We start from the raw sequence: 11304 nt of genomic DNA, 5'->3' as shown, positions 1-11304 counted from the left end.
AAAACTATAAGTAAGAAAATATGTGAGCGTAACGCGAGTAGAAATGCGTGTGGATCGACCACTATCAAATAATTATGTGATTAAAAAGCAAGGAGGCGATATGCCATTTGGTGATTTACTTAAAGATAAAGTTAGAATTATGCGGTCTAGTGGCGAAGAGCATGATGATATTGCTGCTAGCGTGCAGAAAAATAAAATTTTCATTCATAGATCTGATGTATTAATTGAAGCTGGTGATTTTATTGAACGTACTATGTCAAATGGTGGCGTTGAACTTTATGAAGTTGTCGATCCTGGTTTTCATGAAAAAATGGGTGGGCTTCCTTCTGGCTATCAAATAGATGTAAAAAAGATGAATAAAAATTTTTCTCCTAAATCTCATTATCCATCAGTTTCCAATGAAACGAATAAGAAAATATTTATAGTTCATGGGCAAGATGAATTAGCAAAAGTTACCTTAGCAAGGTTCATAGAAAAAATTGGTTTAACACCAATTATTTTGCATGAGCAGGCTAGTTCAAGCCAGACGATTATTGAAAAAATTGAATCTTACGGCGATGTTGGTTATGCAATAGTGCTTTACACTCCATGTGATGTAGGAGCTAAAAGCGGTGACGATTGCAAACCAAGGGCTCGCCAAAATGTAGTTTTTGAACATGGCTATTTTATTGGACGATTGGGACGAAGAAAAGTTACTGCGTTGGTTAAGGGAAATATAGAAACTCCAAATGACATTAGTGGAGTCGTTTATAATGATTTTGATGATCGTGGCGCATGGAAAATGGACGTTATCAAAGAGCTACAGCATTCAGGATATGAAGTTGATTTAGCTCGTGCGTTATAAATCACATAACAAGCATAAAACAGAAAAATGACAGTTGACTATTTCTAATTAGATCAAAATTTTGGTGAATTATTATTCACCATCTATAGACTTACATGGAGTGTTAATTCATATGTTCAAATTCATAATTATTTTAATCTCAATTACTTCTTTCAATGCCTTGGCTGCAGAGAAGGTTAAACTTGGAGTTGTGGGGAACGTTGGCGCTGATGGTTTTTTTAGCCCGACGGTAACATCATTTGTTATTGAAAAAGTAGAGCCTAATTCACCCGCTGAAAAAGCAGGGATTGTTGCTGGGCAGAAAATAATTTCTATAGAAAATTGTAAAATTCCAGGCTGCCCTGCCAGTGAAGCAAAAGAATTAATGCGCAAGGAGTCTGGAGAGATTTTACAATTACTTTTAGAGAATGAAGATGGTAGCAAGGTACCTTTAAAAATCCCTATGAATGCTTGGTAAACCTAAGACGTTTTTAAAATACCTAAATATACCCAGCCTATAAAGCATGTTTATTCCCAAAGCGTGGGTTTGTGTAAATGAACTAGGCGCAGTAAATGTTGGCAATGTTAGCGAGCTTTTGGAGTACTACTTACTCGGTTTATATGTAGGTTACTGCTTAAAGTAATTGGGATAGATTAAAAAGGTTTGATCAGTAATAACCTTATTTAATTAATGAATACATTGGTATTGCGTTAAATACGGCAATACCAATGATTATTAGACTAAAGCTTACAAATCGCTGCGCCAACCCATACCAGACTCTTCCATTAAACGCTCGTACACGCCTTCTATGTTAAGCGGTAACCATGCATCAAACTGCTTAAAGTCACTAAATTGGTCTAACTTTACATTTTGTTTAATTTTGTCAAGTGTATTACCAGCTAAAACGCCTGCGGTTACTTGGCTATATAAAAGCTCTAAGTAACTTAAGTAACGCGCTACATCAGCCTTGCTGCCAATATCGGCATGTCCACCTACAAAAGTATTAAAGTCGTATTTGAGTACCGCTTGGGTTGAGTTAATCATGCCTTGAATATCGTAACTCCACAGTTTTTGCCACGGCATTCTGCCAATAACAATCCAATCAACAACAAACAATGTTTTTTGCTTTTCGAATAATACACTAACCGAACCACGACCATCGTTTGGACCATGATAGTTAAGCTTTACTGTTGAATCACCAAGGGTAAGCAGTAGCTCGTTATCAAAGGTAAGGTTGGGTGTTACGGTTTTCATTTGTGTGTTTTTAATATCTTGCGCAGCGAGTTTATGCGCTACAAAAGTGGTGTGCGGGCTTTTAAATACCTCGGCGCCGTAAATATGATCGCTGTGATTATGGCTATAAATTACATACTTTACCGGTACGTTGTAGCGAGTTTTAATTTGCTCTTTTAACCAGGTGGCGGCTTTTTTATTAAGTGGGTCGGTAACAACTGCGCCCTCAGGAGTGATTAAAAATACGGAGCGGTGTCTGTCGTCTATAAAGCGGTGGAGGCCGTCCCCTAAGTCTTCTATTTCATAGGCTTGTGTGGCAAAGCCTATAAATAATAGGGCTGTAGTTAATAGTTTTTGTAGCAAGCGGGGCATACACCATTCCTTTTAAAATTGATTAAATTAATAACGCTATTAAAAGAAGAAAGCGCAAAGTCGCAAAAAATTTCAGTAATTGGTTTAATTAAAGCTTAAAACTTAAAACTTAAAACTTAAAACTAAACCTAAACTTAAGTAAAAGGATCAAATATAAGGATGAAATAAAAAGCCATTATAAAAATGGCTTTAGATAGGTTGGTTGGGTTTATCTTTGTGTTAGTTGTTGGTTTATTTCTTCAAAGATACTCGCGTCATCTATGGTTGAAGGTATTTGTAGCTCTTCGCCATCAACTAGTTGACGTAAATTTTTACGCAGTATTTTACCCGAGCGTGTTTTGGGCAACCTATCTACACTGACTATATTTTTAAGGCACGCAATAGCGCCAATCTGATTACGAACACTTAAAACAAGCGCTTGTTCTACGTCGGTACTTGAGCCCATAAAATCATTTTTAAGCACGATCATTCCCATAGGAAGCTGCCCTTTTAGAGGATCGTTCACACCAAAAACAGCGCATTCGGCAACAGCAGGGTGCGCGGCTACTATCTCTTCCATTTCGCCGGTAGAAAGCCTATGTCCTGCTACATTTATAACGTCGTCGGTTCTGCCCATAATAAATAGGTAGCCGTCTTCATCAATATAACCGCCATCTCCAGATAAATAATAACCCTCGTATTCATTTAGGTAGCTTGCTTTAAAGCGCGGGGTATCTTGCCAAATTGTTGGTAGGCAACCCGGTGGAAGTGGCAGCTTAATTACCACGGCGCCTTGCTCGTTAGCTGCGCATTCATTGCCATCCATATCTAATATTCGCACGTCAAAACCTGGAGTAGGCACGGTAGAGCTGCCAGGTTTTGTTGCTAAGTACTCAAGCCCTACAGGGTTACAAGCAATAGCCCAGCCAGTTTCGGTTTGCCACCAATGATCGAGCACTGGCAGTTTGGTTTTTTCTTTAAGCCACTCGTAAGTGGGAGGGTCTAACCGCTCGCCGGCTAAAAACAAACGTTTTAAGCTAGAGGTATCGTATTGATTAAAACCATCGGCATTTGGGTCTTCTTTTTTAATTGCTCTAAAGGCGGTGGGGGCACTAAATAATGCATTTACTTTATACTCTTCAACCACGCGCCAAAATGCACTGGCGTCGGGTGTTTTAACCGGTTTACCTTCATATAATACGGTCGCGCAGCGATACATTAGCGGTGCGTAAACTATATAAGAGTGCCCAACTACCCAGCCAATGTCAGACGCTGCCCAAAATACGTCGCCGGGCTTCATACCATAAACGGTTTCCATGCTGTATTGCATTGCCACTGCGTGACCGCCATTTTCGCGCACTACGCCTTTGGGTGTGCCTGTAGTGCCTGAGGTATATAAAATATAAAGCGGATCGTTACCATTTACAGGCACCGGATCTGCGCTTGCAGCCGTTTGCATTGCCTGAGTCCAATCTATGTCTCGCTTAGGCTTAAGAGTGGCGGTGACTTGTGGACGTTGATAAATAACGCAGTGTTCTACTTTGTGCGCAGCTAAGTCTATTGCGTTATCAATAAGTGGTTTGTATTCAATAACGCTGTTTACTTCAACACCGCATGAGGCGCTAAGTATAAGCTTAGGTTTGGCATCATCAATACGTACAGCCAGCTCGTGTGCAGCAAACCCACCAAATACCACCGAATGAATAGCACCAAGGCGAGCGCACGCCAACATTCCAATAACCGCTTGTGGGATCATTGGCATATAAATAACAACGCGGTCGCCTTTTTTAACACCTAACGATTGTATTACGCCTGCAAATTTAGCCACTTCTTGTTGTAGTTGTGAGTAGCTATAAGTTTGTTTTGTATTGGTAACAGGGGAGTCGTAAATTAGTGCCGTTTGCTCGCCAAATCCGGCAATAACATGCTGGTCGAGCGCTAAAAAACTGGTGTTTAATTGCCCGTCGCTAAACCAATGGTAAAGCCCGTCGCCGTCTTGTGTGTATGCTTGCTTTGGTGTTTTATACCATGGAATGTTTTTACTTTTTTTAAGCCAAAACTCGGCTGGATTTTGCTTGAATTCATTATATTGCTGTTGATATTCGCCTGACATGTAAGGCTCCTAAAACTAAATTTGTGTGTGAGAGACCTTACAAAATGTAGGCTTTTTTTAAAGAACAGGCTATTCGACCTTGGTCGGTTAAAAGTTAATCAGTACACTGGTTTTAAAAATACAAAATTGACAATACAAAGCGTGTGGTTCAGCATGGCGGGCAGTGAAAATAAGAGAAAACAATTTATGAGTAACACAGTACGAGTAGGCGTAGCGGTTATTATTATGCGCCAAAACACTATTTTATTAGGTGAGCGTATTGGCGCGCATGGCGCTAATACATGGGCAACACCTGGTGGGCATTTAGAGTTTGGTGAAAGTGTTGAGCAATGTGCAATACGAGAAGTGTTTGAAGAAACAGGTTTAAAGGTAAGTAAAATTACTAAGCTTGATTTTACCAATGATATTTTCACAGCAGAGAACAAACACTATATTACGTTGTATGTAAAAGCTGATTTTGAAGGCGGGGAGCCTGAGCTTAAAGAACCTAATAAATGTTTAAAGTGGCGCTGGTGCGATATTAATAATCTACCAACGCCACTGTTTACATCACTAAAAAATTACTTAGCTGAAGCAGTATTAGGCTAAGGCGTTATTTTGTTGACGGTGTCGCTGGGCTTAACGCTAGTTTACTAAAGCTTACTTGAGCGTAATCGCCATTTAGCTTATCCGTAGCCCAATCACCAGTACCTAAACAACCTGGGTACCAAATACCTTTCGCACTTTTAGTACTACATTGGTTATAAGCACCGGCTTTAAAGTAATGCCAATCTGCTGCGTAGCCATGTGGATGATCTTTTTCGTCCACTTTGCCATAAGCATCTACGTTATTACCTAAGTTAATAGAGTAGTTAACGTCTTCTTTGCCTTCTGCGCTAAATGTAAGGTGCATAACGTTTTTATACACATTTACCGTGTAGCTAAATTCTTCACCTAGTGCAATACCGGCACGGCCTGGTTCGTTAGGGTTTTCCCATGTATTACCCCAAACAGGGTAAGTAATGTCTGTACGGTCAGGATTCGTTTTAGGTAAGTTACGTTCGTAGTTCCAAAAAACTGAGCCCGTTTTATGTCCTGGCCATTTTTTGTAATAAATTTTAAGCGGCTCATTGCCCCAGCCATAACCAAGCTTGGTATCAATAAGTGCCTGATCTTTACCAGCGTGAATTTGCCCTACAACCACTGAGAATGCAGCTTTCTTGCTAGGGTCAGTAGCACGTAGCGCAACGTGATCTACTTTTAATGTTGCTTCCATTTTACCGCCAACAGAACCAAATCGGTCAGATAACGGATGCACAGCTAAAGCGAAGTTATTTTTAGAATGTTTAGTTTTAATTTTAGTATTTGATCCACGGATCATTTGTCTAAGTTCGCTACGGGTATTAGTAGAGTTAGCACTTGTAAGTGCCTTATTTGGAGAGGTAAATACCATGTAGCCTTTATCATCAAGATAAAAAAAATCAGGATGCGAGTAGGTTTGAATTTCTTCAACGTCAATGGTGTCAATTTTACCGTCGTTGTTTAAATCAACGGGTACATTTATTTTCCATTGCGATAAATCAAATTTGCTAGCAGGTACTGGTGCATCGCTTTGCTGGTTATTGCTTTGCGTGCTTGTACAAGCGGTAAAAAGTAAAGGGGTGATAACGGCTAAAGCCATAAGTTTAAATGTGGATGTATTTTTTATCATTATTGTCTCTGTGTGATGAAGTAAAAATTGTGCGGTACAGGCATCGCTTAATCTCAATCTAGCATACCAATTTAACAATTAAAACTTACCAATTAGTAAAATTAAATATTTTTTAAATGATTTTTTGTTATACCAATTTGGTTTGGGTGTTTTTTAACGGCTTTTATGGAAGTGTTTGCGGTATGTATTTTTTATGTGCTTGGCTATTCATTTAGTGATGTATAACGTAGATTTTGGCGCTAAGGCGCAGTCTATTTTTTGGGGGGAGAGGAGATTTTTAACTTTGTAGTTTGCTTTGCAGCGTTTAGCAAATAACTAAATAACCACTGCCAATAACTAATGTCGGGCTTTAACTATAGTTAGTGCTGCATGTTAGTCGTGTTTGGTAATAAAAGTTGCCACTTGTTTAAAATGGCATGATATTCACCATTTTCTTTAATACTATTTAATGCGTCAGAGAGTGCTTTAGCTGTTTTAGGATTAAGTTTATTACTTGCTGCAAAATTAAGTGAAGAGGGTAGATCGCTTAAATGAATTCGTTTTGTTATTAGGCTAGGATCGAGTCCTAAACTTTTTAGCTCGTTATCAATAGTTAGTGTATTAGTCACTACAAAGTCGATTCGGTTTTTATAAAGCATTTGCCAAAGTTGATTATAGTAACTGACCAGTATTAAATTTTTGTTTTCGGTAAAGCCTTTTTGTTTTAAGTAGGCTTCGCTTAGGTAGCCACGAATGGTTGCTACTTTATATTCTTTTGCAAAATTTAAGTGAACGACTTCATCTATATGGCTTTTTAAACTAACTAAATAGGCGTCTGCAACGTACACCTCACCTAACCACGTATATTTATCAATCCGCTTTGGGGTTTTTAACAAAGACAACATTATGGCGTTGGTATTTGTTTGATGCTCCTTAAAAACGCGAGCCATGGGCATTATTTCAAAGTTAGCGGTTAATTTTGTTTGCTTTACAACGGCTTTGGCAATGTCGACTAAAGCGCCAGTTACTTCACCTTGCTGATTTTTAAAGTGATAAGGAGGAAGGTCTTCAGCTATAAAAGTAACCGAATCGGCGTTACACAGGGGGCTATATAAAATAAATACAAAAGCACTTAATAAAACACGCAAAAACATAAAAAATCTTTTAAAGCAATAATACACCTAGTGTAGAGAGTATTAACTAAAACATATATATATTATGTTTATATAACGTAAATAATTTGCACTTACTTGGCTGTTCTTGCTGTTTTGTATTTTATAAATTGTAATGGCGAGCATTTATGCCAGCGTAAAAAAGCTCGATTAAAAGAGCTTTGATCTTTAAATCCTAAAATATTAGATAAATCAGCAAGTGGCATGCTGGCTATTAATGTATCTGCACGTTTTTTACGTTCTTTTTCAAGTAGCTGAGCAAAGGTTAAGTCTTGTTGTTTTAAGCGTCGTTGTAGCGTTCGGGGTGTTAAATTAAGCGCATCAGCTATGCCTATTAGGTTGCAGTTTTGCAAGGTAGTTTTAGCTGTAAGTAACTGATTAACTTTATCGTCAATACACTGCTGGCTTTTAAAGTTAGAGAGTTGCTGCTCTGACAATTGCTTAAAAGTAGAATTAATAATGGCGTTATCGGTTTTAAAGGGCAGCGTTAAATAATGACTCGGAAAGCTAACTTGATTATATTCAGCACTGCTTTTTACAGGGCATTTAAACCATGATTCAAGGGCGCGCCTTTGCGATGGCAACCAATTATAAGTGAAACTAATACTACTTGGCGAAAGCGTTAAATTTATTAACTGGCGAATTACACTTACCCACGCGGTCATGTTTCGTAAAACAACATGCTCATTACAACTTTGGTGAGCAATCCAACGAATAGTTGCTGTATCAGTATTTAGTTCAAACTTGGCTTTACCAATATCAGCCACCAAGCTGTCGTAGCTTAACAATGCTTTAATGGCACTGCTTAAGTTATCGCTTGATTCAATTAAGTAACCTAAAACGCCGTAGTCAGCAGTGCGAATTTGCTGACCTAGGGTAAAACCAAAAAGAGGATCGTTAAGTGTTTTCTTGCCATAAACTAATAAAGCATTGTAACTATTTAAACTAATACGCGGCGCTAATTGATGGGTACGTTGATTACTAAATTCGTCAAAGCTAATAGCGTGCAAAGCCGTTTTAGTACTAATGCCTTGCGCTTGTAAGTAATCAAGAATACTTGAAAAGTAATGATCAGCCAATGTGTGCATTTGTCATCTAAAGCTAAAAAATAGTCGTGTATTAGCAAGTTTGCCACGTTAAATTTTTATATGCTAGTTGAATGCCTAATAACCTCTTGCTGTAAAAATGATACTTATAACAATAAAACAAACGCTTAATGCACAGCCAAAACAAATAATAAGCACACTATTGGATCATCAACAGTTGCATCGATTTTTTAATGCCAAATTTACGCTGCTACAAGCACAAGACGAAGGGCAAATAGAAGGCGGAAAAGGATCTGTTAGGCAAGTGAAAATAGGTAAAATAACTTTTTCAGAGCAAATAATTAGTGCAGATCAAAATCAGATCAGTTACCAAATAGTAGGCGATAAACCAGTAGCTAATCATCGAGGCGACATATACCTCAGTGCAAATAAAGACATCAATACTTTAGTTACCGAACTTAACTATTGCATAAGCTGCTCAGCTCCATGGTGGATGCCAAATGCATTACTTAAATATGTTATTACAAAAGATATAACCCAAGCGTTAAACAATTTAAATAATTATTTTTTGGCGGGTAAAGTATGAACTCAGAAATTATTTTACTCGCTCTGAGCCCGTTATTTTTGATATTTGTTTGCTGTGAGTTTATTAAGTTTAAGTGCTATTACGACATAAAAGATAGCCTAGCAAATACAGTGTTAGCGCTATTACACCAAGGCGCAGATGCTATTGCGTTACTACTATTAATGCCTTTATTTAATTGGTTATATGACTATAGATTGTTTGATATTGAAGTGAGTGTATTAAGTATTGCATTTGCATTTTTACTGCAAGATTTTTTGTATTATTGGTTTCATAAAGCATCGCATCATATTCATTGGTTGTGGGCTGCACATGTGGTGCACCATAGCTCAACTAAAATGAATTTCACCACTGCATTCAGGCAAAGTTTAATGTACCCCATAGCTGGTATGTGGGTGTTTTGGCTACCTATGATTTTAATTGGATTTGAACCGCTTACGGTATTTAGCGTGGTTGCATTAAATTTGGCATATCAATTTTTTGTACATACTGAAATAGTGGGTAAGTTAGGCTGGTTTGAAAAAGTATTTAATACGCCTTCGCATCATCGAGTTCATCACGCAATAAATGCAGGTTACCTTGATAAAAACTTTGCCGGTGTACTTATTATTTGGGATAAGCTATTTGGCACCTTTGTAGAAGAAGATAAATCAAAGCCTTGTAAATACGGCATTATAGGGCAGCTTAATAGTAATAACCCATTCGTTATTACGTTTCATCAGTGGGAGCACTTATTTAAAAGTGTTTATAAGGCATCGGGAATAAAAGCTAAATGTAGAGTACTATTTGGCTACCCTACAACTAGTATTAAACGTAAGTAAGTTATTGTGGCTTTTTGCTTCTAGGCGCACCTAATAAAATGCAAGTATGGCAAATGCATACAGATAAAAATGCACTAATACCTAATGCACCGCCATAGCCGTCAAGCTTTGGTACAAGGTACTCAAATAATATTGAAAACAAGATCGACGAGCTTGCTACGGTATAAATACCAAAGCGATGTGGGGCGCTCATACCTATAAATGTACCGCCAAAAAATACAATTGCGTATAAATCGGGGTTTAAATTTAAGGCGCTAAAAATTAAATAAGCAATAATAGACAGTGAAGATGACGCTCTTACACCATCAAAGCGGCTATGTTTAGCCAAATAAAATGTTAAAAAAGCACCAAGCAGTACCAGTAAAGGGTATTCAATACTCATAATACAATTCCTTTGGCTAATACAAAAAGTGCCACACTAGCAAAGGCAACACTGCCAAGCTTACCGCCAAAGCCAGTAAACATATTCATAGTAAGCACATACAAACTTGAGCCAATAAGCGAAATAATAGCAATTTCCCAGTAACTGGTAATTAAGTGGGTTGAGCACATACCGGCAAAACTGCCAGCATAAATTGCAGCATAAGGATGGTTTTTATAACGCGCAGGAAAAGGAATAAACGAGCCAATAAGCCCCGTTAGCGCAGCAGAAATCACTAAAGGCAAGGCAAAAGTAGTGTGCATTGCAAAGCAAGCTACAAAGCCTAAAAAGAAAGTGATAAATTTTAAAAGTAGGAATTTAATCATAGCGGCGCATTTTAAACTAATCCTTTAGCGCTTTCTAATACTCTCTAACAAATAAATGTTATAAGTAATTACAAACCTAAAAAGAGTGTTTTTCAAACAAATTTTAGGTATTAAATATGCTTAATAGTATCGTTGTTAATGTTCTATAAATCACAAGTTATGTATAATAGCGATAATTTAATGTATTAAAGAGTTAACCAAGGGTAATTTATGTCTAACTGTTTGCATCTGGCTATTCCAGCTGGCGATTTAAAAGTGGCTAAAGCGTTTTATTGTGACGTACTTGGCTGTAAAACGGGTAACAGTGAAGAAGGTCGCTGGGTAGATATAGATTTTTGGGGTAATGAACTTACCTTGCACCAAAGCGTTGAGCGCTTACCGACAGTTCGCCACGACGTAGATATGGGCGCAGTAGCAGTACCTCACTTTGGGATTCACTTATCTGAAGATGAATTTAATGGATTAAAAAAACGTATTGAAGATGCGGGTATTGAATACCTAGATAAACCATACCGTCGTTTTATTGGTGATGAGTTTGAGCAAGAAACGTTTTTTATTGAAGATCCAAATGGCAATGTGCTTGAAATGAAAACCATGGTAAACCCAGAGGTTTTATTTAAAAAAGTATAAATGCAGTTGTATTAGTAAAGCTTATAGCCACTTTAATTAGCTGTCTCTTGATCACAAGTCTGGCTCAAGAGATTTTGCTAAATCGTAGCCTTCCAGGATGGCTTGTAACTTAAGC

Annotated in this window: 13 protein-coding genes; 6 read left to right on the top strand and 7 right to left on the bottom strand. The window is 37.8% G+C overall.

Annotated elements, in window-relative coordinates; translation table 11 throughout:
- Positions 1-100 precede the first annotated feature (100 nt).
- Together I6F53_RS15480 and I6F53_RS15475 are read left to right on the top strand one after the other, a co-directional pair.
- Entirely contained in the window at positions 101-844 is a 744-nt protein-coding gene (locus I6F53_RS15480; RefSeq protein ID WP_225305743.1) for a TIR domain-containing protein, read from the top strand.
- A gap of 112 nt (positions 845-956) precedes the next feature.
- The gene (locus tag I6F53_RS15475) at positions 957-1301 is read left to right on the top strand and encodes a PDZ domain-containing protein (protein WP_197240162.1); all 345 of its coding nucleotides are present in this window, start codon (positions 957-959) and stop codon (positions 1299-1301) included.
- A 270-nt stretch (positions 1302-1571) separates the two neighbouring features.
- Here the strand turns inward: I6F53_RS15475 and I6F53_RS15470 are convergent, their stop codons facing one another.
- Both I6F53_RS15470 and I6F53_RS15465 read right to left on the bottom strand, forming a co-directional pair.
- Positions 1572-2429: an MBL fold metallo-hydrolase gene (locus I6F53_RS15470; RefSeq protein WP_166419275.1), complete on the bottom strand. Its 858-nt coding sequence runs from the start codon at positions 2427-2429 to the stop codon at positions 1572-1574.
- Positions 2430-2637: 208 nt separating this feature from the next.
- Positions 2638-4521, bottom strand: a complete 1884-nt coding sequence (locus I6F53_RS15465; protein WP_197240157.1) for a propionyl-CoA synthetase — start codon at positions 4519-4521, stop codon at positions 2638-2640.
- Positions 4522-4707: 186 nt separating this feature from the next.
- Here I6F53_RS15465 and I6F53_RS15460 point away from each other — a divergent pair, with 186 nt between their 5' ends.
- The gene (locus I6F53_RS15460; protein WP_197240156.1) at positions 4708-5109 is read left to right on the top strand and encodes a nucleotide triphosphate diphosphatase NUDT15; all 402 of its coding nucleotides are present in this window, start codon (positions 4708-4710) and stop codon (positions 5107-5109) included.
- A 4-nt stretch (positions 5110-5113) separates the two neighbouring features.
- On the opposite strand, the gene I6F53_RS15455 is transcribed toward I6F53_RS15460, so the two are convergent.
- The 3 genes from I6F53_RS15455 to I6F53_RS15445 all read right to left on the bottom strand — a co-directional run bounded on the left by I6F53_RS15455 (position 5114) and on the right by I6F53_RS15445 (position 8450).
- Positions 5114-6211 (bottom strand): polysaccharide lyase family 7 protein, encoded by a 1098-nt coding sequence (locus I6F53_RS15455; RefSeq protein WP_197240155.1) that lies wholly within the window; start codon positions 6209-6211, stop codon positions 5114-5116.
- Between the two features lie 359 nt (positions 6212-6570).
- The gene (locus I6F53_RS15450) at positions 6571-7344 is read right to left on the bottom strand and encodes a substrate-binding periplasmic protein (RefSeq protein WP_197240154.1); all 774 of its coding nucleotides are present in this window, start codon (positions 7342-7344) and stop codon (positions 6571-6573) included.
- A gap of 92 nt (positions 7345-7436) precedes the next feature.
- Positions 7437-8450 carry an AraC family transcriptional regulator gene (locus tag I6F53_RS15445; protein WP_197180943.1) on the bottom strand — a complete coding sequence of 338 codons (1014 nt, stop codon included), beginning with the start codon at positions 8448-8450 and terminating at the stop codon, positions 7437-7439.
- Between the two features lie 97 nt (positions 8451-8547).
- Here I6F53_RS15445 and I6F53_RS15440 point away from each other — a divergent pair, with 97 nt between their 5' ends.
- Together I6F53_RS15440 and I6F53_RS15435 are read left to right on the top strand one after the other, a co-directional pair.
- Positions 8548-8994 carry an SRPBCC family protein gene (locus I6F53_RS15440; RefSeq protein WP_121955073.1) on the top strand — a complete coding sequence of 149 codons (447 nt, stop codon included), beginning with the start codon at positions 8548-8550 and terminating at the stop codon, positions 8992-8994.
- Complete coding sequence (locus tag I6F53_RS15435; protein ID WP_197240153.1) at positions 8991-9812, top strand: sterol desaturase family protein; 822 nt, start codon at positions 8991-8993, stop codon at positions 9810-9812. Before I6F53_RS15440 ends, I6F53_RS15435 begins: the two co-directional genes overlap by 4 nt.
- A 1-nt stretch (position 9813) precedes the next feature.
- Here I6F53_RS15435 and I6F53_RS15430 read toward each other — a convergent pair whose 3' ends face one another.
- Both I6F53_RS15430 and I6F53_RS15425 read right to left on the bottom strand, forming a co-directional pair.
- Entirely contained in the window at positions 9814-10194 is a 381-nt protein-coding gene (locus I6F53_RS15430) for a hypothetical protein (protein ID WP_166419267.1), read from the bottom strand.
- Positions 10191-10496 carry a hypothetical protein gene (locus I6F53_RS15425; RefSeq protein ID WP_002962854.1) on the bottom strand — a complete coding sequence of 102 codons (306 nt, stop codon included), beginning with the start codon at positions 10494-10496 and terminating at the stop codon, positions 10191-10193. Before I6F53_RS15425 ends, I6F53_RS15430 begins: the two co-directional genes overlap by 4 nt.
- A gap of 273 nt (positions 10497-10769) precedes the next feature.
- Here I6F53_RS15425 and I6F53_RS15420 point away from each other — a divergent pair, with 273 nt between their 5' ends.
- Entirely contained in the window at positions 10770-11189 is a 420-nt protein-coding gene (locus I6F53_RS15420; protein ID WP_002962853.1) for a VOC family protein, read from the top strand.
- Positions 11190-11304 lie beyond the last annotated feature (115 nt).

The sequence above is a fragment of the Pseudoalteromonas sp. SWN29 genome (genome assembly GCF_015864465.1).
In the GTDB taxonomy this organism is placed as follows: Bacteria; Pseudomonadota; Gammaproteobacteria; order Enterobacterales; family Alteromonadaceae; genus Pseudoalteromonas.
Note: the sequence above shows the minus strand (reverse complement) of the source record. Positions and strands in the feature narration are given on the sequence as shown.

What these genes read in the sequence shown, in the direction of transcription:
- I6F53_RS15480 (WP_225305743.1), top strand. Translation starts at nt 101, where the DNA reads ATGCCATTTGGTGATTTACTTAAAGATAAAGTTAGAATTATGCGGTCT.
- I6F53_RS15460 (WP_197240156.1), top strand. Translation starts at nt 4,708, where the DNA reads ATGAGTAACACAGTACGAGTAGGCGTAGCGGTTATTATTATGCGCCAA.
- I6F53_RS15430 (WP_166419267.1), bottom strand. Translation starts at nt 10,194, where the DNA reads ATGAGTATTGAATACCCTTTACTGGTACTGCTTGGTGCTTTTTTAACA.
- I6F53_RS15435 (WP_197240153.1), top strand. Translation starts at nt 8,991, where the DNA reads ATGAACTCAGAAATTATTTTACTCGCTCTGAGCCCGTTATTTTTGATA.
- I6F53_RS15425 (WP_002962854.1), bottom strand. Translation starts at nt 10,496, where the DNA reads ATGCACACTACTTTTGCCTTGCCTTTAGTGATTTCTGCTGCGCTAACG.
- I6F53_RS15455 (WP_197240155.1), bottom strand. Translation starts at nt 6,211, where the DNA reads ATGATAAAAAATACATCCACATTTAAACTTATGGCTTTAGCCGTTATC.
- I6F53_RS15420 (WP_002962853.1), top strand. Translation starts at nt 10,770, where the DNA reads ATGTCTAACTGTTTGCATCTGGCTATTCCAGCTGGCGATTTAAAAGTG.
- I6F53_RS15465 (WP_197240157.1), bottom strand. Translation starts at nt 4,521, where the DNA reads ATGTCAGGCGAATATCAACAGCAATATAATGAATTCAAGCAAAATCCA.
- I6F53_RS15470 (WP_166419275.1), bottom strand. Translation starts at nt 2,429, where the DNA reads ATGCCCCGCTTGCTACAAAAACTATTAACTACAGCCCTATTATTTATA.
- I6F53_RS15475 (WP_197240162.1), top strand. Translation starts at nt 957, where the DNA reads ATGTTCAAATTCATAATTATTTTAATCTCAATTACTTCTTTCAATGCC.
- I6F53_RS15450 (WP_197240154.1), bottom strand. Translation starts at nt 7,344, where the DNA reads ATGTTTTTGCGTGTTTTATTAAGTGCTTTTGTATTTATTTTATATAGC.
- I6F53_RS15440 (WP_121955073.1), top strand. Translation starts at nt 8,548, where the DNA reads ATGATACTTATAACAATAAAACAAACGCTTAATGCACAGCCAAAACAA.
- I6F53_RS15445 (WP_197180943.1), bottom strand. Translation starts at nt 8,450, where the DNA reads ATGCACACATTGGCTGATCATTACTTTTCAAGTATTCTTGATTACTTA.